This is a genomic window from Ancylomarina sp. 16SWW S1-10-2, assembly GCF_009669305.1.
Classification (GTDB): Bacteria; Bacteroidota; Bacteroidia; order Bacteroidales; family Marinifilaceae; genus Ancylomarina.
Window position 1 is genome coordinate 425,633 of record NZ_SADB01000001.1, and the last position, 25,985, is coordinate 451,617.

The 25,985-nt window shown below is 34.0% G+C and carries 23 protein-coding genes and 2 tRNA genes; 12 read left to right on the forward strand and 13 right to left on the reverse strand.

Annotated features, from left to right (window positions below; all coding sequences use genetic code 11):
- Window positions 1-52 precede the first annotated feature (52 nt).
- The 4 genes from mreC to rodA are packed head-to-tail and all read left to right on the forward strand — an operon-like array spanning window position 53 to window position 4,689.
- Window positions 53-880, forward strand: a complete 828-nt coding sequence (mreC, locus tag EMN46_RS01825; RefSeq protein ID WP_154198958.1) for a rod shape-determining protein MreC — start codon at window positions 53-55, stop codon at window positions 878-880.
- Window positions 877-1,380, forward strand: coding sequence for a rod shape-determining protein MreD (mreD, locus tag EMN46_RS01830; protein WP_154198959.1), 504 nt, complete (start codon window positions 877-879; stop codon window positions 1,378-1,380). The genes mreC and mreD overlap by 4 nt, the downstream gene beginning before the upstream one ends.
- A 16-nt stretch (window positions 1,381-1,396) precedes the next feature.
- Window positions 1,397-3,247: a penicillin-binding protein 2 gene (gene mrdA, locus EMN46_RS01835; RefSeq protein ID WP_154198960.1), complete on the forward strand. Its 1,851-nt coding sequence runs from the start codon at window positions 1,397-1,399 to the stop codon at window positions 3,245-3,247.
- Window positions 3,248-3,264: 17 nt separating this feature from the next.
- Window positions 3,265-4,689 (forward strand): rod shape-determining protein RodA, encoded by a 1,425-nt coding sequence (rodA, locus tag EMN46_RS01840; RefSeq protein WP_154198961.1) that lies wholly within the window; start codon window positions 3,265-3,267, stop codon window positions 4,687-4,689.
- Between the two features lie 714 nt (window positions 4,690-5,403).
- Here the strand turns inward: rodA and rpsT are convergent.
- From rpsT to EMN46_RS01860, 4 genes are all read right to left on the reverse strand, one after another.
- Complete coding sequence (gene rpsT / locus EMN46_RS01845) at window positions 5,404-5,655, reverse strand: 30S ribosomal protein S20 (protein WP_154198962.1); 252 nt, start codon at window positions 5,653-5,655, stop codon at window positions 5,404-5,406.
- A gap of 32 nt (window positions 5,656-5,687) precedes the next feature.
- A tRNA-Glu gene (locus tag EMN46_RS01850) sits at window positions 5,688-5,759 on the reverse strand.
- A 43-nt stretch (window positions 5,760-5,802) separates the two neighbouring features.
- Window positions 5,803-5,874: transfer RNA gene (locus EMN46_RS01855), tRNA-Glu, on the reverse strand.
- 221 nt (window positions 5,875-6,095) lie between these two features.
- Complete coding sequence (locus EMN46_RS01860) at window positions 6,096-7,037, reverse strand: hydrogen peroxide-inducible genes activator (RefSeq protein ID WP_154198963.1); 942 nt, start codon at window positions 7,035-7,037, stop codon at window positions 6,096-6,098.
- Window positions 7,038-7,539: 502 nt separating this feature from the next.
- Here EMN46_RS01860 and EMN46_RS01865 point away from each other — a divergent pair.
- A complete protein-coding gene (locus tag EMN46_RS01865) occupies window positions 7,540-8,856 on the forward strand; it encodes an acetyl-CoA hydrolase/transferase family protein (protein WP_154198964.1) in 1,317 nt (438 codons plus the stop codon).
- A gap of 74 nt (window positions 8,857-8,930) precedes the next feature.
- On the opposite strand, the gene EMN46_RS01870 is transcribed toward EMN46_RS01865, so the two are convergent.
- Both EMN46_RS01870 and EMN46_RS01875 read right to left on the reverse strand, forming a co-directional pair.
- Window positions 8,931-9,728 carry a BtpA/SgcQ family protein gene (locus tag EMN46_RS01870; protein ID WP_154198965.1) on the reverse strand — a complete coding sequence of 266 codons (798 nt, stop codon included), beginning with the start codon at window positions 9,726-9,728 and terminating at the stop codon, window positions 8,931-8,933.
- A gap of 20 nt (window positions 9,729-9,748) precedes the next feature.
- On the reverse strand, window positions 9,749-10,753 hold the full coding sequence (locus EMN46_RS01875) for an OmpA family protein (protein WP_154198966.1): 1,005 nt from the start codon (window positions 10,751-10,753) through the stop codon (window positions 9,749-9,751).
- Between the two features lie 289 nt (window positions 10,754-11,042).
- Here EMN46_RS01875 and dxs point away from each other — a divergent pair, with 289 nt between their 5' ends.
- On the forward strand, window positions 11,043-12,944 hold the full coding sequence (gene dxs, locus EMN46_RS01880) for a 1-deoxy-D-xylulose-5-phosphate synthase (RefSeq protein WP_154198967.1): 1,902 nt from the start codon (window positions 11,043-11,045) through the stop codon (window positions 12,942-12,944).
- Between the two features lie 76 nt (window positions 12,945-13,020).
- Here the strand turns inward: dxs and EMN46_RS01885 are convergent, their stop codons facing one another.
- Window positions 13,021-13,488 carry a Dps family protein gene (locus EMN46_RS01885; RefSeq protein ID WP_154198968.1) on the reverse strand — a complete coding sequence of 156 codons (468 nt, stop codon included), beginning with the start codon at window positions 13,486-13,488 and terminating at the stop codon, window positions 13,021-13,023.
- Window positions 13,489-13,859: 371 nt separating this feature from the next.
- On the opposite strand from EMN46_RS01885, the gene EMN46_RS01890 reads away from it, so the two are divergent.
- Window positions 13,860-15,470, forward strand: coding sequence for a SulP family inorganic anion transporter (locus EMN46_RS01890; RefSeq protein ID WP_154198969.1), 1,611 nt, complete (start codon window positions 13,860-13,862; stop codon window positions 15,468-15,470).
- Between the two features lie 82 nt (window positions 15,471-15,552).
- Here EMN46_RS01890 and EMN46_RS01895 read toward each other — a convergent pair whose 3' ends face one another.
- The 3 genes from EMN46_RS01895 to EMN46_RS01905 form a co-directional block, all read right to left on the reverse strand.
- The gene (locus EMN46_RS01895; RefSeq protein ID WP_154198970.1) at window positions 15,553-16,191 is read right to left on the reverse strand and encodes a MarC family protein; all 639 of its coding nucleotides are present in this window, start codon (window positions 16,189-16,191) and stop codon (window positions 15,553-15,555) included.
- A gap of 18 nt (window positions 16,192-16,209) precedes the next feature.
- On the reverse strand, window positions 16,210-17,400 hold the full coding sequence (locus EMN46_RS01900) for an aminopeptidase C (RefSeq protein WP_154198971.1): 1,191 nt from the start codon (window positions 17,398-17,400) through the stop codon (window positions 16,210-16,212).
- 247 nt (window positions 17,401-17,647) lie between these two features.
- Window positions 17,648-18,082, reverse strand: a complete 435-nt coding sequence (locus tag EMN46_RS01905; protein ID WP_154198972.1) for a globin — start codon at window positions 18,080-18,082, stop codon at window positions 17,648-17,650.
- Between the two features lie 218 nt (window positions 18,083-18,300).
- Here EMN46_RS01905 and EMN46_RS01910 point away from each other — a divergent pair, with 218 nt between their 5' ends.
- Both EMN46_RS01910 and EMN46_RS20345 read left to right on the forward strand, forming a co-directional pair.
- The gene (locus tag EMN46_RS01910; protein ID WP_154198973.1) at window positions 18,301-18,654 is read left to right on the forward strand and encodes a TM2 domain-containing protein; all 354 of its coding nucleotides are present in this window, start codon (window positions 18,301-18,303) and stop codon (window positions 18,652-18,654) included.
- Window positions 18,647-19,063, forward strand: a complete 417-nt coding sequence (locus EMN46_RS20345) for a DUF2752 domain-containing protein (protein ID WP_154198974.1) — start codon at window positions 18,647-18,649, stop codon at window positions 19,061-19,063. The genes EMN46_RS01910 and EMN46_RS20345 overlap by 8 nt, the downstream gene beginning before the upstream one ends.
- Here EMN46_RS20345 and EMN46_RS01920 read toward each other — a convergent pair.
- Window positions 19,053-19,997: an NAD(P)-dependent oxidoreductase gene (locus tag EMN46_RS01920; protein ID WP_154198975.1), complete on the reverse strand. Its 945-nt coding sequence runs from the start codon at window positions 19,995-19,997 to the stop codon at window positions 19,053-19,055. The two genes, EMN46_RS20345 and EMN46_RS01920, sit on opposite strands and share 11 nt — an antisense overlap.
- 107 nt (window positions 19,998-20,104) lie before the next feature.
- Here EMN46_RS01920 and EMN46_RS01925 point away from each other — a divergent pair, with 107 nt between their 5' ends.
- The 3 genes from EMN46_RS01925 (at window position 20,105) to EMN46_RS01935 (ending at window position 23,202) form a co-directional block, all read left to right on the forward strand.
- Window positions 20,105-20,962 carry a DUF6398 domain-containing protein gene (locus tag EMN46_RS01925; RefSeq protein ID WP_154198976.1) on the forward strand — a complete coding sequence of 286 codons (858 nt, stop codon included), beginning with the start codon at window positions 20,105-20,107 and terminating at the stop codon, window positions 20,960-20,962.
- A 129-nt stretch (window positions 20,963-21,091) separates the two neighbouring features.
- Window positions 21,092-22,366, forward strand: a complete 1,275-nt coding sequence (locus EMN46_RS01930) for a double-cubane-cluster-containing anaerobic reductase (RefSeq protein ID WP_154198977.1) — start codon at window positions 21,092-21,094, stop codon at window positions 22,364-22,366.
- Window positions 22,367-22,455: 89 nt separating this feature from the next.
- Complete coding sequence (locus EMN46_RS01935; protein ID WP_154198978.1) at window positions 22,456-23,202, forward strand: acyl-CoA dehydratase activase; 747 nt, start codon at window positions 22,456-22,458, stop codon at window positions 23,200-23,202.
- A gap of 90 nt (window positions 23,203-23,292) precedes the next feature.
- Here the strand turns inward: EMN46_RS01935 and EMN46_RS01940 are convergent, their stop codons facing one another.
- Window positions 23,293-24,054 (reverse strand): NYN domain-containing protein, encoded by a 762-nt coding sequence (locus EMN46_RS01940; protein WP_154198979.1) that lies wholly within the window; start codon window positions 24,052-24,054, stop codon window positions 23,293-23,295.
- Window positions 24,055-24,150: 96 nt separating this feature from the next.
- On the reverse strand, window positions 24,151-25,857 hold the full coding sequence (locus EMN46_RS01945) for a patatin-like phospholipase family protein (protein ID WP_154198980.1): 1,707 nt from the start codon (window positions 25,855-25,857) through the stop codon (window positions 24,151-24,153).
- Between the last annotated feature and the right edge of the window lie 128 nt (window positions 25,858-25,985).

Consider the following 25,985-nt stretch of genomic DNA (forward strand, 5'->3'; position numbering starts at 1 on the left):
TAAAACCAATCAACAAACATAAATTTAAAACCGTATACCCTTTTATTCTTGAATGAAGAATCTAATACAAATCATTATCAGATTTCATTTCACAATTCTATTCTTCATAATAGAATTGGTATGTTTTTTACTTATTGTAAGCAACAATAACTATCACAAAACGGTTTTTCTGAACTCAAATAATGCCCTTACTGGTGGTATTTACAACAAAGTCTCTACTTTTTCTGACTACATTAGACTTTCCAAAATTAATGATGAATTAAGCAGTGAAAACACAGCACTTCACAACATACTATTAGAAAATTACAAGTCAACTATTGACTCCTTTTCTTTGTACAAAGACACAATCTTCAAACAGCAGTACATTTATCGCTCAGCTAAAGTGATAAACAACTCAATTAACAAACAACGAAACTACATCACCCTAAATAAGGGTAGACTTCAAGGAATAAGACCAGAAATGGGTGTCATAGCCAACAATAGTGTTGTTGGTATTGTAAAATCAGTATCTGACAATTACGCCACAGTTATTTCACTATTAAATAGTAGGTTAAAGATTTCAGCTCGAATTAAAAAGAATAATCACCACGGTTCATTATATTGGGATGGTAAAGATTACCGAAGAGCTAGACTAATTGAAATACCATCTCATGTTGATATAAAAATAGGTGATACCATAACAACTAGTAGTTATTCTTCAATTTTTCCAGAAGGTTTATTGCTAGGTGTTGCTGATGAAATACTACCAGCAACAGGAGGTAATTTTCGAGAGGTAATTGTCTTAATTAGTAATGACTTTAACCAGCTTTCCTATGTTGATGTTATTGGGAACTTACTAAAAAATGAACAAGTAGAATTAGAGAAAGAAGTAGAGAAATGAATATTATACTTAAAAATATCATCCGATTTATAGTTTTAATACTACTTCAAGTAACTGTTTTTAACAACATTCAGTTAAGTGGTTTTATAAATCCTTACCTCTATATTCTATTTATCCTACTACTTCCATTTGAAACACCACCTTGGCTATTACTCGTTTTAGCCTTTTTTACTGGGCTTAGTATCGATATTTTCTCGAATACAATTGGGATACATGCATCAGCCTGTGTTTTTATGGCATTCTTAAGACCATTTGTTTTAAACATTGTTTCTGTTCGAGACAACTACGATTGTAATATTGAACAAGGTTTATCCGTTTATGGATTTTCGTGGTTTTTTAAATATGCTCTTATACTAACTCTTGCACATCATAGTTTCTTATTTATAGTGGAAGTTTTTTCTTTCAATAATTTTGGAGATACATTAATTCGAATTATTCTAAGTACTATATTCACTTTAGTCCTTGTCATTACAAGTCAGTTTATAATTTCTAAAAAATAAAATAGTCTGAACAGATATGAATAACTATTCTAACCGAAGATTTATTATTGGGGGCATCTTTGCCTTTGTTATTCTAATATTCCTAATCAGACTCGTCAACCTCCAAATAGTTGACGATCAATACAAATTATCAGCAGAGAGTAACTCGCAACGCAGGGTAACTCAATATGCTGCACGTGGTTTAATTTACGACCGAAATGGTAAACTGTTAGTTTACAATCAAGCAGCCTATGATTTAATGATTATACCTCGTCAGGTTAAAACATTCGATACACTTGATTTTTGCAAACTTCTTGATATTGAAAAAGATGACGTGATACAAAGAATCAAAAAAGCCAAGAAACATTCTCGTTATAGATCTTCCATTTTCATGAAGCAAATTTCCTCTGAGAGATATGCCGTTTTACAGGAAAAACTATATAAATTTCAAGGATTTTTTGTACAAACGCGTACTCTTCGAAAATACCCCTATCACAACGCAGCCCACACATTAGGCTATTTGGGTGAGGTAAATGATAGACATATAAAGAAAGACAACTATTATACTCAAGGTGATTATATTGGAAAAAGTGGCATTGAAAGTACTTACGAATCTGTTTTACGAGGTGCAAAAGGACTAAAGGTTTATTGGGTTGATGTATACAATCGAATTAAAGGCTCTTTTCACAATGGAAGACTAGACAAAAATGCTATTGAAGGGAAAAATATAACTACAACATTAGACATTAAACTGCAAGAGTATGGAGAGGAACTCATGCAAAATAAAAAAGGTGGGATTGTTGCTATTGAACCTAAAACTGGTGAAATATTAGTTAAACTATCTAGCCCTGGATACGACCCCGAAATGTTTGTTGGTAGAGCCATGTCTGAGAATTATCGCAAACTTGCCAACAATGATACATTAAGACCACTTTTTGACCGATCTATGATGGCCACATATCCTCCAGGGTCTATTTTTAAACTTATTAATGCTCTTGTCGGATTGCAAGAAGGCATTATTACACCTCAAACAAAATTTCAATGCCACGATGGCTATCACGCTGGACGTTTTACAATGGGTTGTCATCATCACAAATCGCCTCTTGATTTAAAAGAATCAATACAACAATCTTGCAATTCATACTATGCAAACACATTCCGAAACATTTTAGATGCACCTAAATTTGGTTCGGTTAGTGAAAGTTATACAAACTGGAGAAGACATGTTACTTCGTTTGGATTTGGATCGAGACTTGGTACAGATCTACCAAGTGAATTAACTGGTTTTATACCCAAAGCTAGCTATCATGCAAAACAACTTAGAACAAAAAACTGGAAATCACTCAATATTGTCTCAATGGCTATTGGGCAAGGACCTCTTTTAATAACGCCTTTACAAATGGCTAATATGGTTTCGTGTATTGCAAACCGTGGCTATTATCACATACCACACATTGTAAAATCTATAGGTGAAAATAACAAAATAGATTCTAGTTTTATAAAGAAAAATTACACAACTATCGATCCCAAATACTTTGATCCAGTGATTGAAGGTATGGATCTAGTCATAAATGGTGGAGAAGGTAGTACAGGACGATCTGCAGCAATAAAAGACATCGAAGTTTGCGGAAAAACAGGAACTGTTGAAAACCCACATGGAGACGATCATTCTGTTTTTGTAGCCTTTGCTCCGAAAGACAATCCTAAAATTGCCTTAGTGGTGTATGTAGAGAATGGTGTGTGGGGATCGAGATACGCTGCACCAATTGCGGGTCTAATGATTGAAAAATATCTTAAAGGCGAGATTTCAAAAAACAAAAAGTATTTAGAAAAAAGAATGCTTGATGCAGACTTGATCCATACAAAGAAAATCAAAAAAGACGAATAAAATAAAGAGTAGCAATTATGAACCGAAGAGGAAGCCTAATTAAAAACCTAGACTGGATAACCATCATGCTTTATGTTATTCTAGTATTTTTAGGCTGGATAAATATATACGCTGCTGTTTACAATGAAGATCATCAAAGTATTTTAGATGCAACACAGCGTTATGGAAAACAATTAATATGGATTGGAGCGGCATTTTTTATAGCAATAATCATCCTAACTATTGATAGTAAATTTTATTCCGCATTTGCTTACCCCACTCTCATTATCATGATATGCCTCCTCTTAGCAGTCTTAATGTTTGGTGTAGAAGTAAATGGAGCACGCTCATGGTTTCAACTTGGATCAATTAGATTTCAACCTGCTGAATTCGCCAAATTTGCAACATGCCTTGCCATAGCGAGATACCTGAGTCAATACAATTTTAAAATTCATAAAATCAAATCCCTTTTTATTACGGGACTCATCTTATTTACTCCTGCAGTATTAATATTAATGCAAAATGATACAGGATCCGCATTGGTATATTCTGTTTTTATACTTGTGCTTTACAGAGAAGGCTTATCAGGATTTATATTACTTCTTGTGCTTTTGGCAGCTCTACTATTTGTATTTACACTTATTTACTCCAGTTTCACCGTATCCATTCTAATAATAGCTATGGCTGCAGTAAGTTTTAAAATAATAAACGTACCAATAAAACAAATTGCAATAGCTCTGGCAACTCTAACAGGGAGTTTTGGTACCCTTTGGCTAATTAATAAGGGAGCAAATTTGGAATTTAGCAACTTTTCTCTTGTGGTTATTTCAACCATTCTTAATGCTGTCCCATTTTTAATATATATCTATCGACAAAAAATCACAAAAGCTGCTCTCATTTTATTAATACTAATAGGAAGTTTGTTTTACACATTCTCGGTAAGCTATATTTTCAACCAAATTTTGGAACCTCACCAACAAGAGCGTATCAATGAATTGTTAGGTATTCAATCCGACCCATATGGAGCTGGATACAATGTTAATCAATCAAAAATTGCAATTGGTTCTGGTGGATTTTCTGGAAAAGGCTTCTTAAATGGAACCCAAACAAAATTCAATTTTGTTCCCGAACAAAGCACTGATTTTATTTTCTGTACTGTTGGTGAAGAATGGGGATTCTTGGGATCTGGACTTGTACTTCTTTTACACCTCGGATTAATCTTAAGATTATTATTCTTAGCAGAAAAACAACGATCTAGCTTCAGTCGAATTTACGGCTATGGTGTTGCCTCCATTCTATTTTTCCATTTAGCAATTAATGTCGGTATGACAATTGGTTTAGCACCTGTGATTGGAATTCCTCTACCATTTTTTAGCTATGGAGGTTCTTCTTTATGGTCTTTCACCATTCTGCTCTTTATCTTCATAAGACTTGACGCAAACAGATTAGAATTACTAAGATAAAGATGACTCAAATCATTTTAAAACTTCAAAATCATCTTAAAATAAGATCGATTCGTATCTCAACATATTAATCTTATTAGGATATCAAAATTCTATTACATCACAAAAGATAAGTTTCAAGGCTACACTCTTCTCTAAATAATCCACTTTTACAAAATTTTGTAGAAACACTAGAAAATTGCACCCATTTTAGTGTATGAATGCTCCCTATTCAAAATAATCTGGATTAAACTTTTTTATGAATCAATCATAAATAGTGAAAACAAGACTACTTTATGAAATATTACGAATATTAAAATTGAATATAATTTATTTGATGAGCTACGAAAAATATGCAATACTAATCGACCTAAATTAGTTGTTAGTTTGATCAAATAGAAAAAGCCAACTTGAATCTAAGTTTCAATTAAAAGAACTTTCCAAATACATCACATCCAAACTGTCAATTGTTACATCAATAGAACAAGCAACGCTTTTACTGAACCGCAAAGGACTAATTCTATTATCATTCATCACCAAACCCAGAGGCTTTAGAGCTTCACTTAGAGGTGCTAGAGATATTAACTTTTCCCTAGTTTATAGAATCGAAAAATTTAAGCATAAATCAAATCAGTCACCATAAATTCAACTTGATCCATAATTAGACTAAAATAAACTAACATAGAAAAGCCCACTAATTAATTAGTGGGCTTTCATATAAGAGTTTATTGAGTCTTATAACGCGTTAACGTGTGTAGCTAATTTCGATTTCAAGTTAGAAGCTTTGTTTTTATGGATTACGTTGATTTTAGCCAACTTATCCAACATTGCAGTAACTTTAGGTAGCAACTCAGAAGCAGCTTCCTTATCAGTAATCGCACGTAAATCTCTTACGGCATTTCTCGTAGTTTTAGCATAGTACTTATTATGCACTCTTCTAGCCTCAGACTGACGAATTCTTTTAATTGCGGATTGATGATTTGCCATCTCTTTATTGTATAATAATTATTTAAAAATTGTAGTCCGTAGGGGAATCGAACCCCTGTTACTAGGATGAAAACCTAGCGTCCTAACCCCTAGACGAACGGACCAAAAAAAAATTCCAAAAAGCAATTAAAGAATTGCAAAACTACGTAGTCCGTAGGGGAATCGAACCCCTGTTACTAGGATGAAAACCTAGCGTCCTAACCCCTAGACGAACGGACCATATTAATTTGGAACTGCAAAGGTAATCGAACTTTTCAATAAGACAAACACTTTGAAGCTTTTTTTTACATCAGAAATATTATTGAGAACGTGTCCCTTTTTCTCTCTTTTGCGATGCAAAGTAAATTATAATTATTCAATCACACAAGAGGGAAATGCAAAAAAATCAAGTTTTTTTCAACAAAAAAGCTAACACCTTATTTCTGAGCACCATTAATTTATTAATTCCACTCAACAATTGATCCTCTATCCTTATTTAAGTAGGCTACAGGTATCATTTTGCGAATATGGTCGCCTAATAAATTCAATAATTTATTTTTGGTGTAGTGTCTAGAATAAACCAAACTCACCTCCCGAAGAGGGTGTAAATTTGTAAAAGACCGCACTTGCTTCAATTTTTCAGTCGACATGTACTGAGTTGCCAATTCAGGAATTAATGTAAATCCACCTTCTTTATCTATAATTTTCATGAGTGTCTCCAAAGAATTACTTTCAAATTCGAAAGGCAACTCTTGATGTTGAATATTTCTCATCTCACAAAGATTGATTACTTGACTACGGAAACAGTGTCCATCACCCAGCATCCAAATTTCGGATGTTGCAATATCTTTTACTTCAACAATCTCCTTTTTAAGAATTTCATGATCTTTGTGTGCATAAATCATCATTTCTTCATAAAACAAGGGTTGCTCCTGAATCTTATCATCTCTCAACGGTGTTACAAAAACACCAACATCAAGCAAATCCTTTTTAAGTGCTTCCACAATATCATCAGATACCATTTCCTCAACTTCCACCTTTACATCCGGATAAGCTCTAATATAATCACCAATAAACATAGGAAGTAAAAAAGGAGCCAAAGTAGGAATAATACCAATTTTCAAACTTCCCTCCACCGTATTCCTATAATTCTTAACTATTTCATCAATCTTTTTCGATTCACTTAGTATAATACGAGCTTGTTCAATAATTGGCACTCCAACATCGGTCGGAATAATAGGTTGTTTACTCCTATCGAATATAATAACATCCAGAAATTCTTCGAGTTTCTTAATTTGCATACTCAATGTAGGCTGAGTAATAAAACAATTATTTGCCGCAGTCGCAAAATGACGATGAGTGTCTACTGCAACGATATATTCTAGTTGAGTTAATGTAACCATATCTAATTATTATTTATTGACTTTGATTCACAAATATAAACAAAATCTATTACTCCATATACATTATTGATTTGATTGATATATTTAACTCACCTATATTTGTAATAAGCTATTAATTAAAACTTAATAAACACAGATTAATAATCTGATTATTAAAAAGTTTAAACAACAAGTTCTATCTCTAAAAAATTAAGAACAGAGGCAATCTCATTCTTAAAATCAGATAAGAAATAGAAGATGTAATAACTGCTTTTATTACATTAATTAAAGTAATATAATAGTTTAATAGTTTTTTTGTTATTTCAGTTTTATTAGATGTTTGGGTAAAAACAGTCAAAAGTTAGATCTTTTGGCTGTTTTTTTTTATTTATAAATAAATTAAAACACACGTTTTCAACATGTTGTTAAGCAATGATGCTAAAGAGCAGATTTCAAGCTTAAAAAAAATATTACTTTTAGCAACGATTTTGAAATTTATAAGCTCAATATAAACTGAATTACAATGCAACAAGGTATTAAAATAGTATCGTTCGAAGAAGCTGCCAAAGTGATTAAGACTGGTGACAGAGTGCATTTGCACTCAGTTGCACTAGCGCCACACAAGTTCATTAAAGCCATGTGTGACAGAGGTCGTAATGGTGAATTTTATGATGTAGCAATACAACATCTTCATACAGAAGGTCCAGCTCCTTATGCTGACACTGAATTTGAAGGTATTTTTAACTTAGAATCTCTATTTGTAGGAGCTAATGTTAGAAAGCAAACACAAGCAGGTTATGCTGATTATATTCCTGTATTTTTGAGTGAAACTCAAAAAATGATCCGTGATGGTGTTCTTGATGTTAATGTAGCTGTTGTACAAGTAAGTCCTCCAGACAAACATGGTTATGTATCTTTAGGAACTTCAATAGATTGTTCATTAGCTGCTGTTGAAACTGCTGACACAGTTGTTGCAATCATCAATAAAAACGTACCTCGTGCTTTTGGTGATGCAATGATTCCAATGAGTATGTGTGATATATTCTGTGAAGACAATTCACCACTTGTTGAACATGGTAGTGCTCCTCTTTCTGATATTGAAATTGCTATTGGTAAAAATGTAGCAGGTATTATTCCTGATGGAGCTTGTCTTCAAATGGGTATTGGTGGTATTCCTAACGCTGTATTAGCTCAGCTAGGTAACCACAAAAATCTTGGTATTCATACTGAAATGTTTGCTGACGGTCTTCTTCCATTGGTTGAAAGCGGTGTTGTAAACGGTATGAACAAAAAACTTGACAAAGGTAAAATCGTTGCTAGTTTCTTAATGGGAACTAAAGAACTTTACGATTTTGTTGATGATAACCCAAGTGTACTTATGATGGATGTTGGATACACTAATGGTGTAGAAATTATCAGACAAAATCCAAAAGTATGTGCTATTAACTCTGCTTTATCAATTGATATTACAGGTCAAGTTTGTGCCGATTCAATAGGAACAAGACATTACTCTGGAGTAGGTGGACAAATTGACTTTACTCGTGGTGCTGCTGCATCAGAAGGTGGTGTGCCAGTTATCGCTATGCCTTCAGTTACAGGTAAAGGTGTTTCTAAAATTGCGCCAACTCTTTTACAAGGATCAGGTGTTGTAACAACTCGTAACAACATGCATTGGTTTGCTACTGAATATGGATGTGTTAACCTTTATGGTAAAACATTACAACAAAGAGCTAAGGCAATCATCTCTATTGCTCATCCAAATTTTAGAGAAGAGTTAGATCAAGCTGCTTTCGAAAGATTCGGTTCTCACTACCACTTCGTAAACAAATTTGGTAAGTAATTCTTTACCAATTTTTTAATATAAAAGCTGCTCAAATCGAGCAGCTTTTTTTTATATCATCAATTTTAAACGGACTACTTAGATCTTAAGAATTCAACCTTTTTCATAAAAACACTTAATCGCTCATCAGAAACAGGATTCATCCAATACCCATTTTCTTTAAAGTGAGACCCCACAATAAAGGCATTAGCAAATGGCCAATATTCTGAAATATTATCAACTGTAATTCCAGAACCAATCAATATAGGTTTGCTAAGCGAATCCTTTAAAGCATCTAACTCTCGAATATCAACGGCTTTTCCTGTAGAAGTACCCGTAATAATGAGACCATCGCTTAAGAAAAACTCAGCTGCATGAGCTGTCTCGACAATATCCACATCCGAAGTAATAGCATGTGAACTATGTTTCTTTTTAATATCGGTAAAAACTTTCACCTTATCAGCCTCTATCATTTTTCGATATCGCATCAGCTCTCCCGCACAAGAATCAATATAACCTTCATCGGCAACATGTCCAAAGACAAAACCCTCTGCTCGTATAAAATCTAAATTGGCAGCCCTTGCAACAGCCAAAGCCTCTTTATTTGCTCCTGCAAGAATCTGAATGCCTAAAGGTAAATCCACAGCATCACGAATTGCTTTAGCCACAATAGTCATTGCAGCTGTTATTTCTGGACCAACATGTTCCTTTAAATAGGGCACATCGTGCATATTCTCAATTATAATAGCATCTAGATTAGCCCGCTCGTACTGTTTAGCTTCTTTTACGGCCAAGGCTGATATTTCACTCAAACCCATTTTATGATTCGGTGTTCCTGGTAAAGCCTGAACATGAATCATTCCTATAATCGATTTTTTATCTGAAAACTGCATTCTCTTTTTTTAATTAAAGATTATTGTCCCAATATTTGGAAAAGTTCATCCAACTTAGGGGTCAAAATAATTTCGGTACGACGATTTTTACTTCTTCCCTCAACTGTTGCATTTGTACCAATTGGTAAATATTTACTTCGCCCTGCAACTGTCATTCTCTGAGGATCAATTCCTTTATTCAAGCTTAAAATACGTACTATTGAAGTTGCACGCTTTACACTCAAATCCCAATTATCTGTCAAATCTCCACTTCCCTTATAAGGTACATTATCGGTATGCCCTTCAATCACAATATTAATATCCTTATTTGTTGATAAAACCTGAGCCAATTGCTTTAAAGCCTGTGCTCCACGAACATCAACAGTATAACTGCCTGATTTGAAAAGTAGCTTTTCATCCATAGACACATACACCTTACCATTTCGGTTAGAAATACTCAATCCTTTATTATCAAATCCAGTTAAAGCATCCATAACCTTATTTTTTAAAGCAATCACAGCTTCATCTTTCTTAGCAAGCGCCCTTTCGAGTTCGAGTAATCGCTTATCCCTACGGCCAATTTCATCTTGTAAATCATCTAAGCTTTTTGCTCTAACTTTCAAGTCCTTTTCAAGGCGCATTACCTCATTTTCACGTAAATTTAAATTATCCTGAGTTTTACGAATCTGATCCAATAGGGTTTTAGATTCCCTTGCACTACCCTTTTGTTGTTTTGCCAACTGTCTAAGCAAATCTTCCTGGTTTTGTTCACACTGCTTCAACTGCTCTTTACTTTTTAGTAAACGTTCAGCATTTTCATTGTATTCTTCCTCTGCTCGTTTATATTTACCTTCTAAAACACCAAATCTTGCCTCAAGCTCAGCATTACTTTCAGTCAATAACCTATTCTCATCTTTAAGCTCTTCGTATTTTTTCTGATTTTCATTTGCTCTTGCTTCTGAACTCTGAAACTGACGTGCCGGTACACATGAAAAAAATAGACTACTAACCGCTAGAACAAACAAAAACTGCTCAACTCTTCTCATAACTTAATTATCAATTAATTACCACAATATTTTATTCAAAATGTATTTTAAATAAATCATAAAAACAAATATAAAAAGAGTAAAACTAGATCACAATATAAATCCACCTTTAGCTTAAAATTATTATACTTGATATTAAATTTAATGATTCTAACAAAAAACGTCTATTTAGAATTTATTCAGAAATAGCTTTGCTTTATGATTGCTCAATTTTTCATACCTTCGTCCCCTAAACCATTTTTATAATCAGCAAAATACAAACAACAATATACTATAAACTGAGTAACAAATGACAAAGTCTGAAAAACCATTATTGGATCAAATCAACTTTCCATCCGACCTAAAAAAGGTTTCTGAAGATGATTTAATTCAAGTTTGCGCAGAACTTCGTCAGGAGATTATTGAACAAGTTTCCTGTAACCCCGGGCATTTTGGAGCAAGCCTTGGTGTTGTTGAACTAAGTGTTGCATTACATTACGTTCTAGATACACCTTACGATAATCTCATATGGGATGTTGGTCATCAGGCCTATGGTCATAAAATTTTAACTGGTCGAAAAGATCTATTTTACACAAACAGAAAACTTAACGGGATTAGTGGATTTCCTAACCGTGCCGAGAGTGAATATGATGCTTTTACCGTAGGCCATTCATCGACCTCCATTTCAGCAGCGCTCGGTATGGCTGTTTCAGCACAACTAAGTGGTGAGAAAGACCGAAAAACTGTTGCTGTAATTGGTGATGGATCGATGACAGCAGGTTTGGCTTTTGAAGGATTGAACAACGCCGCCACAAACAATGCCGATTTATTGGTGATATTGAATGACAACAATATGGCCATAGACCCTAATGTGGGTGGAATGAGTGAATATTTATTAGACATTACAAGCTCGCAAACATATAATAAGGTAAAGGATGATATTTGGCGTATTCTTGGAAAATTTAACCGAGTTAATCCTAATACTCAAAAACTTTTTCAAAAAGTAGAACAAGGCGTTAAAGCTATTCTATTAAAACAGAGTAATTTATTCGAGGCTTTAAATTTCAGATATTTTGGACCTGTAGATGGACACAATGTAAATCATCTCGTCAAAGTTTTAAATGATTTACATAAAATACCTGGACCAAAAATTCTTCATTGCATCACTAAAAAAGGTAAAGGTTTTAAACCTGCAGAGTTAAATCAAACATACTGGCATGCTCCAGCTAAATTTGATGCAAAAACAGGTGAGATTTTAAAGAAGAAATCAAATTTACCCCAAATTCCAAAATTCCAACAAGTATTCGGGAATACCCTTGTAGAATTAGCAGAAAAAAACGAGAAAATTGTAGGTATAACACCTGCTATGCCTACGGGTTCATCAATGAATATAATGATGGAAAAAATGCCCGACAGAGCTTTTGATGTAGGAATTGCAGAACAACATGCTGTTACTTTCTCAGGCGGATTAGCTGCAAAAGGAAAAATTCCTTTTTGTGCTATCTATTCATCATTTTTGCAACGAGCCTACGATCAAGTTATACATGATGTTGCTTTGCAAAATGTAGATGTCGTTTTCTGTATAGACAGAGCTGGTTTAGTTGGTGCTGATGGTGCAACACATCATGGTATATTCGATATGGCTTTCTTACGCTGTGTTCCAAACATGACAATTTCATCTCCACTTAATGAAGAAGATTTACGTAACTTAATGTACACTGCTCAACTGGGTGGTAAAGGTGCTTTTTCTATTCGATATCCCCGTGGTACTGGTCGTGAGTTAAATTGGCAAACACCTTTCAAAGAACTTGAGATTGGTAAAGGTCAAAAATTGCAAGATGGTAAAGATCTTGCTATTCTTTCAATAGGACCAATAGGACTGAAAGCCAGTGACGCCATAGAAGATCTTGAAAAAGAGGGACACTCTATTGCACATTATGACATGCGTTTTCTTAAACCTATCGATGAAGATATGCTTCACGAGGTCTTTAAAAATCATAAGAAGATCATCACACTTGAAGATGGTTCAATCATTGGTGGATTAGGATCAGCAACCATAGAGTTTATGAGTGAAAATGGCTATAATGCTAAAATTAAACGACTAGGCGTTCCTGACAGGTGGGTTGAACATGGTACCCAAGAAGAACTTTATAAAGAATGTGGATTTGATAAGGAAGGTATTATAAAAGCCTGTTCAGACCTACTTAACTAAGACACTTTAATCCAAAAATAAAAAACACCACATATTAAATGTGGTGCTTTTGTTTTATCTCTTAAATCGTAGTTATCTAGCGTAAATAAGAATTCAACATCCAAAGTGTTTTTTCTGTTTCTGAGATATAATCACTCATTAAGCTAACTGTACCTTCATCTTCAGCATCGCCAGCTAGGCTTAAAATTTCGCGCTCTTTAAGAATTAGCAATGAAAAGTTCTTCACAACAACTTCTACACCCTCTACACCATTTGTAATTCCTTTAACTTCTTTCAATTCTGCCACCTTTAAGTAATCAGTGAAGGTATGCAATGGTTCACCTTCTAGAGTTAAGATTCGTTCTGCAATCTCATCCACTTTTATTACAGCATCATTATAAAACTCTTCGAACTTTAGGTGTAACTCAAAAAACTCACGGCCTTTAATATTCCAATGTAAACCACGCAAATTCTGATAAAACATCTGGTAGTTTGCTAGTAAATTATTCAATTTATCACTTAATACAACTGCTTTTTCTTGATCTATTCCTATTAAATTTTTCATTTTATTTTTTTTATAATTAAAGGTAAAAGTCTAATTTTGTTTACCTTATCTTTGTTTATTCGACAATACAAAGGTGCAAATAAAAACAACATAGAACAAATCGATTGTTTTTATATATTCATAGCTTTAAACTATACGCAATCTAAAACAGCTATAATCCCTATTATTTGTATTGGCTAAACGATATGAATTTTGTTTTTTTTTAAATTGAAGATGAACAGCAAAAGGTAATTTACATGACAGCTACACAATATGGAGCGTCATCGATTCCGCTCAAACAATAATCATTTAAGTGAACGTGAATAACTTATATGTGATAAAATTCGTTACTTTTGCGCCCTTTAAAAACCAAATTTTGACACAATTTAAGTATGGTAGAATTTTTCAAACAGAAAGCTGCTAATTCAAAAGATGATATTCTTTCAGGTTTAACAGTAGCCTTAGCACTTGTTCCAGAAGCCGTGGCATTTGCCTTTGTTGCAGGTGTTGATCCATTAGTTGGTCTTTACGCAGCATTCATGATTGGGTTAATCACATCTATTTTTGGTGGTCGCCCTGGTATGATTTCAGGAGCAACCGGTGCATTAGCTGTTGTTATGGTAAGTCTTGTAAAAGATGGCAACCAAATGGGACTTGATATGGTAGAACCAATTCAAAACATGGGTTTAAATTACCTATTTGCGACTGTTGTTCTAGCTGGAGTACTTCAATTTTTAGCAGGTGTATTCAAGTTTGGTAAATTCGTCAGACTAATTCCTCATCCCGTAATGATGGGTTTTGTGAATGGTTTAGCCATTGTAATTTTCATGTCACAACTAGGCATGTTTACACAGAAAATAGATGGTGAATCCGTATGGTTAGTAGGTAGTGCACTATTTACAATGATTGGCTTAGTGGTATTAACCATGGGAATTATGTACCTACTACCTAAGTTAACAACTAAAATTCCTGCAGCTTTAGCAGCGATTGTTGCTGTTTCAGCCATTGCAATTTTTGGTGGATTAGATGTGAGCACAGTTGGCTCATTTATACGCGATGGTGGTGGTGCTGGTCTTAAGGGTGGTTTACCAACATTTCAAACTCAACTATTCTCAATGGTTCCTCTAAACCTAGAGACAATCAAATTTATTTTACCATACGCTTCAATTATTGCCGCTATTGGCTTAATTGAATCTCTTATGACTATGAATCTTCTTGATGAAATTACAGAAACCCGTGGAAATGGTAACCGCGAATGTATGGCACAAGGAGCAGCAAATATTGTAACTGGTTTCTTCGGAGGTATGGGTGGATGTGCCATGATTGGTCAATCACTTATCAACGTAAAGTCTGGTGGACGTGGTCGTTTATCAGGTATAATTGCAGCACTAACCTTGTTAGCATTTATTCTTTTTGCTTCTCCTCTTATAGAGCAAGTACCTATAGCTGCTTTGGTTGGTGTTATGTTTATGGTTGTAATAGGAACATTTGCTTGGGCTACTTTCGGAATCATCAATAAAATTCCTCGTACCGATGCCTTCGTTATTTTACTCGTAACAGGCTTAACGGTTATGTTCGATCTCGCAATAGCTGTATTGGCTGGTGTTATTGTATCTGCCTTGGTATTTGCATGGAAAGATGCTAAACTCATTCGTGCTAGAAAATCAATTAAAGATGATGGTACTAAAGTATATGAAATTTGGGGTCCATTATTCTTCGGCTCAATCTCAACATTTAACTCAAAATTCGATGTGCATGAAGATCCTCAAAGCATTGAAATTGATTTTATAGAATCTAGAGTTGCTGATCACTCAGGCATTGAGGCCATCAGTAATTTGATAGCTAAATATGAAAATGTTGGCAAAAGTATTAAACTGAAGCACCTTAGTGATGACTGTATTACTTTACTACAGCGAGCAGATTCTCGTTTTAGTGCTGTAATTATTCGAGATATTGACGATCCACGTTACTATGTTGTAACAGACAAAGTGAAGATTGAGTAAAGACTTTTTTTCTCTGGGGTGAAAGTCGCAGAGTTTTTTTCACCTCTCCAACACTTGTTGGAGAGGTGTTTTTGTTTTATGATTATTGGATTTTAAGTATTTCTCGAACTATTGGACGTAAGCCGCTAAAGAAAAATTCAACAGCAATTACCATCACAATTAAACCCATCAAACGCATTAGAATCTTATTCCCTGTATCTCCTAAAAAATTGATTATACGACTCGAGCTCCATAGAATAATATAGGTCAGAAAACAGGTTAAAAGAATGGCTCCAACTAAGATCATTTTAGATTCTATACTCCCCGCTTCTTCCATCAAAACAATTCCATTTGTAATGGCTCCAGGACCACAAATCATTGGAATAGCCAAAGGCGTAATCGATACATCATTCACATATTCGTTAATTTCACTATCGCTTACCTTAATTTTACTCAGTCGTGCCTGAAGCATATCTTGCCCCATGATAAAAAAGATGACCCCTCCTACTATTTTAAGGCTATTAACCGATATTCCAAAAAATTGAAATAACACATGTCCTGAAAAGGCAAATGCAACCAGTGTAAAAAAAGATACGATAGTTGCTTTTCTAGCCGTTTTCTTTCTTTGCTCAGCATTCAAATCACCAGTAATCGTCATGAAAATTGGCATTACGCCAAGTGGGTTGATTAAAGTAAAAAATGAGGTGACGGCTAAAAGCCCAAAAGTCCAATATTCATTCATCTTATTATTGTCAAAATATTATAAACCTAATTTCTTCGCTATCTCAGCAGGAATAGCTTCTTTGTGTATCAATATGGATATTGTTTTATATTGCAAAAAAGGCTTAGATGCATAAAAATATCCTCCGTAAGTATTCATATCGGTACCCCAAGAGTTTTTCACTAAATAATACTTACTTCCGTTCTGATCTTTTGCATTTCCTACAATATGCATCATATGATCTTCTGTTGATTCATAATTATCGAACGCTTCCTGACGCATCTCTTGAGTTATTTCTTTTTCTTTTACAGGATAATCTGTTCCATAAGCAGATTTTTGATCACGACTCATATTTTGCCATTTCGAAATCTCCGAATCAGCCATATTTTTAGATTCTGTATCTGGCACAACAGCAACACCTTTTCTATATGCAAAACCTTTTTCGCTCACATCACTTCCCCATGCAATACTGTAACCTTTATCAATAGCATTATCAACAATCTGCATCATCTCATCCATAGGCACATTTAAGACTTCGCCCAAAGACCAATTATCAGCTCCTTCGAATACAAAACTTTTATAGAATGGGTGATGCGTAAATGAAGTAATTGTTACGTAATCGTCCATATTTAATCCCAACTCATCAGCAAATGATTTCGCTGTATATTCTTTACCCTTATATTGGAACGACTCTGGAATTTCCCCCAAATATGCATCAAGAACACCATCAAAGCCTTTGATCCAAACTGGCGTAATTTTTTTATTCTTATTTTTTACAATGGCTTCAACATAAGAATGTAGAACAGCATCCATCTCACCATGAACAGGAAGTGTCTCATCAAAAGTATTCCCAGAATAAGCTTCCTGTGGAACAATTCCGAATTGTTTAATCACATTTAATACATCCCAACCTTCAGCACCAGCCGAAAAACTCTTCATTCCATGAAAACGGACATAATCTATAGCTCTAAGGTGATAATTTTTATTGACCACAAACATTTCTGAAAGATCGAATTCGCCCTTCCCATTACGAATCAATTCAGACTCTAAAAAAGAATTCATACCATAAACCCAACAAGTTCCCGAACGATACTGATCTTTTACATCAGTCGTTTTTATCTGTTTTTCGATAGTAAACTCGTAACTTTTCTTGTCTTCTTTCTTCTTTGCAGATGATGGCATAACTAATCCCATTAACAAAACTGCTGTAATTATAATTTTTGCGTTCATTATAAATAAAAATTTGTGTTATTTAAATATGCTTAAGTATTGATATTACGATTCTTTGCCTATATTTTTGAAATTCTAAAGTACAAAACTAATGATTGTTAAATTGATTACTGACATCATTATTTGATGTTTTAAATAAAACAAAGAATAATCACCTAGACATCATCAATACATGTAAGAAACTCAACATACAAAAGCGGCTACATCTTATGAGTAGCCGCTTTATATATGATATCGATTTTAAATTTTATTCTTTTGTATTCACCATCCAAATTGAAAAAATATTCAAGTAGTTCCAGAATGACATAATAATTTCTTCAGACACATCAAGCTTAGGCAAAATTTCTTTATAAGCATTAAGCCAAATTTCGCGAGCCTTTGGTGTAATTCTAAAGTGAATATGACGACTTACCAACTTCGGACTTCCCTGATTTTGATTAAAGTAATCTGGACCACCTAAAACCTGTATAAAAAAATCAGACGATCGAAGTTTTGCCGCTTCAAATTCCATATCCCAACGAGGGAACATACCACCTATTTCACTAGTTCGTAAAATGGTGTAATGATCATCCACCAATTTTCTAACTCCAGCCTCTCCTATGGCCGCTAACAATCTGACATCAGGACGAGTAACTTCCGGACGACCCACTCCTTCTGGAATAGGTGCTATTTCTAATTTCATGATTTATACCTTTTATATTACAAACTCTATAAGTCCCCAATATTCGCTAAAATATAGTTCGGCTCTTTTATTTATTCTAATTTATTACAAATTAAATACTTTCAAGTCTTAAATTAGCATTTTATGAACAGGATTTTTAATCTGATTAATTTTTCCTAGATTTATATAATACAAAAACTTACAATATAAACCATTCTTTTGGTTTAAAACTGACAAAAATGGATACTACAAAAGTTGATCTTTTCTTGATGACGAATGCCAAATATTTTGAATGTCACCAAATTCCAACAATTAAAAATATGATTCAAGATTTGGATGATGACAAGTTTATCGTACTTCAAACTTTGAATCTAAAAGATCCAACCGTTGCTCTTATTCTTTCACTATTAAATATTATTGCTCCTTTTTCTTTCGATCGCTTTTATATTGGAGATATTGGTTTAGGAATCGTCAAGCTTTTAACCTGTGGTGGTTTCCTTATTTGGATTATTGTCGATTGGTTTATCATTATGGAGCGTACTCGTCAGCTTAACTTCGAAAAATTACAGCAAGCCTTATTGTATAATGCCTAAGCAACGCTTATACCAACTGGTTAGTTTACTTTCAGTCTTAGCATACGGCTGGCTTATCTACAATTATTTCTTTCTTAACACAAGCGAAGAAGGAATTACTCTTTGTTGGTTTAAAACCATAAGTGGATTACCATGTCCTGCTTGTGGTTCAACCTCAGGAATTATTGAAATTTTCAAGGGGAATTTTCACAAAGCATTTTATAATAACCCATTTGCATTTAGTTCTCTTGTGATACTAATTGTATCGTCATTTTGGGTGGCTTACGATTTAATATTGACAAAAGAAGGATTTTATAAGTTCTACATAAAAATCAACAACAAACTAAAAAAAAAGAGAATAATCATTCCGATTATTCTCCTGTTTTTTATTGTTTGGATTTGGAATATATACAAATTCCTTAATTCATAATATTTCTAGGTTTTCCATCCAACCAAAGCTTAATATTCTCCACTACAATATCGATTCGTTTCCCGAATGATTCATGGCTTGCAAAAGCAAAGTGTGGTAACATAATAAGGTTTGGTGCTGTAAATAAAATGTGCTCTTTTTTCAAAGGAGGCTCTTTTTCATAAACATCAACTGCTGCTCCAGCAATTTCACCATTTTTAAGAGCTTTGCAAAGAGCGTCACTATCAACAACAGGACCTCTAGCTGTATTAATCAGAATAGCAGTTTTCTTCATTGCTTTAAATTCCTCTTCACCCATTAAGCCTTTTGTTTCTGGAGTTAAAGGTGTATGTAATGAAACAATATCGGCTTCTTTTAATAGTGTGGCTTTATCAACAAACTCAACACCATCAATCTGTTTTTTTGTTCGACTATATGCCAATACTCTACAATTAAACACCTTTGCTATTTCGGCAACTCTAAGTCCAATGTCTCCTGCACCAATAATTCCTAAACATTTACCATTAAGCTCAGTTCCTAAAAAAGCACCTCGACTACCTTCAGCTCTGGTAATAGCATCACCGCCTACAATTTTCCTATACAAAGATAAAATCATTCCAAGAGTTAATTCAGCAACAGATTCTGTTGAAAATCCTGCCGCATTACTCACCAATATATCTCTTTCGTTACAGGCTTTCATATCAATATGATCAACACCTGTAAATGCTACTGATATCATTGATAAATTTGGACAATTTGCTATAAAATTTGCAGAAAGAGGAATATTACTCACAACGATAGCATCTGCACCATCGGCACGTTTAATTAATTCGGCTTCATTCTCATTTCGATCAGAAAAAAAGACAACTTCATGTCCAAGTTTCTCAAAACTAGATTGTATCTGATTGAATTTGGAAGCATCAATCCCAATGGGTTCTAAAATAGATATTTTCATTTGTAATAGATATAATAATGGTAAAAATCAATTAATTGTTATACTTTAAATATAGTTTATTTGTCACAAACATTTTATATTTTCACAAAAATCTAAATCGAAAAAACATGTTATCAAAAATACAAACAATAAAAAAACTGCTTGACAATTTTTGTAAGGAAATATTAAATAGTGAAGACTATGCTAAAATTTGCAACAAAATTCTCAATGAATTAGAACAACATGCAAGCCAACCTCTAAGTAAAGGGAAAAGCAATATTTGGGCAGCAAGTATAGCTCATGCAGCAGGTAGTATTAACCTACTTTTTTCAGCCTCATCCAATCCACACATAAGCGTTGATGAATTAAACGCCTATTTTGAAACACGACCTACAACTACAAATAAAAAATCGCTAGACTTACGTGACTTACTTCACATATCACCATACAACGATGAATATAAGCCGATTAAGGATAACAATATGTCTACACATGAACTTAAGGAGATTATAACTCAACAATTCGGAATTTCAGAAGAAGATGCTAATACCCTTTTAGATAATATAAACTCTTCCAATATTCCTTTTATTCCTAAAACAGATTATAGTGCAATCACCATTATTCCAAAACAAAAATTCTGGGATTGGGTTGCAACACAAATGGATATAAATGATATAACTCCGGATACGAAAACAGATTTTAATGTTTATCTGGTTTCTGATATCGTACTGGAAACTTCATTCGAAGAAGAGCTACATGAAAACTTCCAAGAAATATTTAGGATTGAACTTTCAAAATATATCAATGAGGACTCTCAATTCCCAAAAGTCAATTATTTAGAATTTTTGCAGTGGTTCGAGATAAAAAGTTCATCTCATGTTATGGATCTTACTGGCGACTTACTGGATGATTTTGATGATGAAGATTTTTTTGACAATGATCTTGATAATGATTTAAACACGCCACCTGACTTTTCCCAAAACTAATTTCATGACATTCTCCCTCTAAAACATAAACTTCTTTAACTCTATGTTTAAGAAATAGTTCAGTTAACTAGGAATGAGTCTAAAAGCTTTCTACTTTTGCAGCCAAAATCATCAAAAACAGATATTATTATGGCAGATTACACGCAAATGTGGACTGAGCTTGGTTTAAACCTAGACAATCACAACGCACTACTAGAAAATCTAGGAGGCGCATACCAATCCATATTCATGACACAAGAAAATCGACCTGAAGGCATGGCCTATTTCGATTTTGTAATGAGTGAAGCTCATGGTTTAAGAATACAGGAATTGCGTGATGAACAAAAAGCTGGTCGCAAAATTATTGGTTCATTTTGTGTCTTTGTTCCAGAAGAAATTATTTTAGCTGCTGGTTGTACTTCTGTAGGCCTATGCGCTGGTGCTGATTTTGCACAAGACGAAGTAGAGAAAGTTCTACCACGTAACACTTGCTCCCTAATCAAATCCTTTTTTGGTTTTGAACTTGGAAAAGTATGTCCTTACATGGAAGCATCCGATTTGATTGTTGGAGAAAATACCTGTGATGGTAAGAAAAAATCATTTGAGATTTTCAAGGAAATGGTTCCTAACTTCTATCAAATGGATTTGCCACAGACCAAAACACCTATGGCTAGACATATGCTTAAGCATGAATTCAAGAGCTTTGTTGAGAAACTTGAAGAAATGACTGGTAAAAGCATTAAGCTTGAAGATCTAAAACAAGGTATAGCTACTGTAAATGCTAAACGACAAGCTTTACGTCGTTTATCAATGCTTCGTGCAGCTGATCCAGCTCCTATTTCAGGTTTAGATGCTCTATTGATCAATCAGATTGCATTTCTTGATAACCCAGCTAGATTCACAGAAAAGGTTAATATCCTTTGTGATGAGCTAGAAATACGTGTTAAAGAAAATAAAGGTGCAAAAGCAACTAACGCTCCTCGAGTGGTAATCTCTGGTTGTCCAATGGCTATTCCTAACTGGAAATTACCTTCTATTATAGAAGCAAAAGGAGCAGTTATTGTAGGTGAAGAATCTTGTATTGGAGAACGTGGTCAACGTAACTTAACAGACGATTCTGCTGACAACTTAGATGGCTTGATGGATTCTATTACAGATCGCTATTTCAAAATTGATTGTGCAGTTTTCACACCAAATCAAGATCGTATTAACCATATCAAAGAAATGAAGCAACAATATAATGCTGATGGTATTATCCATTATGGTCTTCAGTTCTGCCAACCTTATATTATGGAATCTTTCTCCATTGAAAAGCAATTGGAAAAAGAAAACATTTCGGTATTACGACTTGAAACTGATTACAGTCAAGAAGATATGGGACAGTTATCTACCCGTGTAGAAGCTTTTGTCGAAATTATCAAATAATTTACCCTTATTAAAATAATAAGAGTGGGAAACACATCAAGTTTCTCACTCTTTATTTTTAAGTCTTAACAAGAGATAAATAGAAAACTATGAGATTAGCAGGTATTGATATAGGCTCACGAAGTATAGAGCTAATTGTACTGGAAGATGGACAAGTCGTACACAGTAAGCAAGCAGAATCAGGCTATAATCCCATAGAAAGAGTCAAAGAATTAATCGCTGATATATCTTTTGATAAGATAATGGCTACTGGCTATGGTCGAGGTATTGTTGAAGTCGCCTTTAATTTTCCAACCGTTACCGAGATTAAAGCATACGGAGCTGGAGCCACTGGTTTATATCCTGGAGTTAGAAGCGTATTGGATATTGGCGGGCAAGACACCAAAGTTATCTCAATAAATGAGATGGGTAAAGTCACTAAATTTGAGATGAATGACAAATGTGCTGCTGGTACAGGTAAATTTCTCGAGATGATGGCCACCACGTTGGGCTATCAAACTCATCAAATTGGCACCGAAGCTCAAAAGGGAGAAAAAGGTATTGAAATTAATAGCATGTGTGCTGTGTTTGCTGAATCTGAAGTCACTTCACTATTGGCAAAAGGATGTAAAAGGAACGATGTTGCCCTAGCTATTCACCAATCGGTATGTCGACGTGCTGTGGGCATGATTCGTAGACAAAATATAAGCACACCTTTAATGTTTGCTGGTGGAGTTGCCAACAACAGCTGTATGATTGAGCTTTTGGAACAAAGCCTAGGGGAGAATATTATTGTGCCTGAAAAACCTCAATTTGTGGGTGCATATGGAGCTGCTGTGCTAGCAGGTTTATCTTAACTAGATTAGTTATCAAAATCATTAAGCTTTTAAGCTAAAAAAAACCTCCATTCAGAATAGAATGAAGGTTTTCAATTGATAAAAATATCTTTATTTTTTTGCTCTGATATACACATGTTTTATTGTTGCCCTATCTGTATCTCTCTCATCAATATCAAAATGTTTCTTAAGAGATTTAATTAAAGGAGTCAGTTTTTCAAAACCATAATTTCGTGGATCAAAGTCTGTCCTTTTTTTAATCAGAAGGTTTCCTACATCGCCAAGAAATGCCCAGCCATCCTCATCAGCAATATCATTAACACTTGCAGCCACTAGACTAATAAGTTTTTTGTCGGGCTTATAAATAGAACTTTTCTTTCTAGCTGCTCGTTTAGGTTCTTCATCAACTACTGAAGCTTCAGCATGTGTCGAACGTTTTAGAATTTCAATATAGATGAACTTATCACAGGCAGCAATAAATGGTTGTGGTGTTTTTTGTTCCCCAAAGCCAAATACTTTCATTCCCGATTCTCTTAACCTAACTGCCAACCTGGTGAAATCACTATCACTAGACACAATACAAAAGCCATCAACTCTTTCGGTATAAAGAATATCCATGGCATCAATAATCATGGCAGAGTCGGTAGCATTTTTACCTGTAGTATAACCATATTGTTGAATTGGTGTAATAGCATTCTCTAGAAGTACCGATTTCCATCCTGCCAAATTAGGTTTTGTCCAGTCACCATAGATTCGTTTAAATGTGGGTACTCCATATTTCGCAATTTCTTCCATCATAGCCTTCACATCTTTTGAAGACACATTATCGGCATCAATTACAACAGCAAGTTTTAAATCATCTTTTGTTTTCATATTTTTTTATAATAAAGGAGTTATATTGTTTTTATAATTGTGATTTACAGTACAACATACTCTTAGAGTTAAATTTTATAGCTTAAATAAAATTATTTAGCCAACATTTCTGAGCATTTCGTCTTTCATATCGAAATAATCATGTAAATAGTAAGGATCTTTTATAAACTTATTCCAATCGGCTTGAAAAATTTCAATCATTTGATCAAGTAGAGATTGATCAACATTTGCTTCATCTTTCTTTAAATCCATACAATATTTAAGAAGATTATAGCAAGCCGTAAACTGTCCACATGCCACAAGATTTTTAAGTCTTAAAACTTCTCTATCCTCATCAGTAAACCAAAGAGCCGTTTCCATTTCACACGCAATCTTTGCTGCATCAAAAATCAAATTACTCGGTTCATTTATAAGATCTTCTTTTATATCCATCTCTTTCTCATCAGAATCGCCTTTATGATACTGTTTTTCGGTTAATTCATAAATTAGAGTTGTAACACGTCTGTTTTTCAAACTATCATCCTTATAAAGCAAATCATAGTTTAATCGTCTTATTTGTTTCAAGAAAATATCATTTATCATGATTAAAGATGAAGTGCCGCGCTCTTCTATCATTCTCTGGATTAAACGAATCTTTAGGTTTTGAAACCTTTTCAACTTCTCTCGCATGAATTTAGGAACCATTCCCATCATCCACGTCCAAAAAATAATAGATTTTTCTTCCATTTTACTAATAAAATATCTAATAGCAATTGTCAAAATAGCAAACATAGCCATTGCACCTCCTCCTATAAATAAACCTACGGATGGCATATTCATAAATCCTGACACCAGTAAAATAAAACAGATAAAAAGTGGAACCCACAATAACCAACTTAATTTTAATTTTTCAATTAAAAGGTTAAGTAATTGTTTTGGACTCTTTGACCAACCCATTCTAACCATTTCAATTTCTGATGGTTCCCAAGCATTCATACTATAACTTCCCACGTCGCAAACCATGATAAGTCCATAAGGATTTCCCTCATAAACTCGTCTAACTTCGGCATTTATAATACTACCTATTCCCTGATTATCAACAATGCCACCATCCATAATCCCCACCCCATTTTTAAATATTGGATGTGCTTTTATAGATTTATAAACCTCCGATTCATGATCACTAACATAGTCATCGGGCATTAAAATGGGCTCAAATCCAGTCGGGAAACATGAAGAAGAAGCAATTGCATCAGAAATTTTCATATCATCAGCAAGTTGATTTAAATGCTCATTGGAAAGACGGTAATTTCCAAAACGGCCTGTTGTTTGGAATCGAAAAGCTAAACCAAAAGAAAAATCCGTTGCATTAAAACAGATATCCTCAAGATGTGATTTATTTTTCTTTAAGTATTGGAAACTTTCATTGGTAAATAGTTCATCATACGCCAATGCAAAAGCATTAATTAGAGATCTTCTTTTATGTGAAGTCTTCCACAATTCATCAGAATCGAGCTTTTCAAGAGCAATTTCCAATAATTTGTCCTCATCAAGAACTCTATAAAAATAATTATAAAAACTATCAAAGTGTTTCCCTTTTGCAACATAACAAGCATAGGTTGCTCCCAACAGCGTTCCTCCACTCACCGTACTCAAACCTTTAACTTGCTCTAATAATGTATTACCCTTAAAATCAATTTGTTTTAGATATGATAAAACACCTAATCCAAAAGCTGAAGCTCGATAGCCTCCACCACTAAAAGTAATGGCGATATTCTCAAACAAATCAACGTGGGGATTTAGACTCTTATCTTCTTTTTCCATACTACTTTATTGAAAAGAATACGATATAAATTTAGGCTACAAGATACATTTCAACTTATAGACTAAATTTAACAAGAAAAGAGGTGAGATCAATGAATTTAGAAGAAATATCTTAAAGAGAAATCTAA

Coding starts and splice junctions, on each gene's coding strand:
- EMN46_RS01940 (WP_154198979.1), bottom strand. CDS start 24,054: ATGAAAACAAAAGATGATTTAAAACTTGCTGTTGTAATTGATGCCGAT.
- EMN46_RS01900 (WP_154198971.1), bottom strand. CDS start 17,400: ATGAACGCAAAAATTATAATTACAGCAGTTTTGTTAATGGGATTAGTT.
- mrdA (WP_154198960.1), top strand. CDS start 1,397: ATGAATAACTATTCTAACCGAAGATTTATTATTGGGGGCATCTTTGCC.
- EMN46_RS01885 (WP_154198968.1), bottom strand. CDS start 13,488: ATGAAAAATTTAATAGGAATAGATCAAGAAAAAGCAGTTGTATTAAGT.
- mreD (WP_154198959.1), top strand. CDS start 877: ATGAATATTATACTTAAAAATATCATCCGATTTATAGTTTTAATACTA.
- EMN46_RS01870 (WP_154198965.1), bottom strand. CDS start 9,728: ATGCAGTTTTCAGATAAAAAATCGATTATAGGAATGATTCATGTTCAG.
- EMN46_RS01935 (WP_154198978.1), top strand. CDS start 22,456: ATGAGATTAGCAGGTATTGATATAGGCTCACGAAGTATAGAGCTAATT.
- EMN46_RS20345 (WP_154198974.1), top strand. CDS start 18,647: ATGCCTAAGCAACGCTTATACCAACTGGTTAGTTTACTTTCAGTCTTA.
- EMN46_RS01875 (WP_154198966.1), bottom strand. CDS start 10,753: ATGAGAAGAGTTGAGCAGTTTTTGTTTGTTCTAGCGGTTAGTAGTCTA.
- EMN46_RS01905 (WP_154198972.1), bottom strand. CDS start 18,082: ATGAAATTAGAAATAGCACCTATTCCAGAAGGAGTGGGTCGTCCGGAA.
- EMN46_RS01925 (WP_154198976.1), top strand. CDS start 20,105: ATGTTATCAAAAATACAAACAATAAAAAAACTGCTTGACAATTTTTGT.
- rodA (WP_154198961.1), top strand. CDS start 3,265: ATGAACCGAAGAGGAAGCCTAATTAAAAACCTAGACTGGATAACCATC.
- EMN46_RS01945 (WP_154198980.1), bottom strand. CDS start 25,857: ATGGAAAAAGAAGATAAGAGTCTAAATCCCCACGTTGATTTGTTTGAG.
- EMN46_RS01860 (WP_154198963.1), bottom strand. CDS start 7,037: ATGGTTACATTAACTCAACTAGAATATATCGTTGCAGTAGACACTCAT.
- EMN46_RS01895 (WP_154198970.1), bottom strand. CDS start 16,191: ATGAATGAATATTGGACTTTTGGGCTTTTAGCCGTCACCTCATTTTTT.
- rpsT (WP_154198962.1), bottom strand. CDS start 5,655: ATGGCAAATCATCAATCCGCAATTAAAAGAATTCGTCAGTCTGAGGCT.
- dxs (WP_154198967.1), top strand. CDS start 11,043: ATGACAAAGTCTGAAAAACCATTATTGGATCAAATCAACTTTCCATCC.
- EMN46_RS01920 (WP_154198975.1), bottom strand. CDS start 19,997: ATGAAAATATCTATTTTAGAACCCATTGGGATTGATGCTTCCAAATTC.
- mreC (WP_154198958.1), top strand. CDS start 53: ATGAAGAATCTAATACAAATCATTATCAGATTTCATTTCACAATTCTA.
- EMN46_RS01910 (WP_154198973.1), top strand. CDS start 18,301: ATGGATACTACAAAAGTTGATCTTTTCTTGATGACGAATGCCAAATAT.
- EMN46_RS01865 (WP_154198964.1), top strand. CDS start 7,540: ATGCAACAAGGTATTAAAATAGTATCGTTCGAAGAAGCTGCCAAAGTG.
- EMN46_RS01890 (WP_154198969.1), top strand. CDS start 13,860: ATGGTAGAATTTTTCAAACAGAAAGCTGCTAATTCAAAAGATGATATT.
- EMN46_RS01930 (WP_154198977.1), top strand. CDS start 21,092: ATGGCAGATTACACGCAAATGTGGACTGAGCTTGGTTTAAACCTAGAC.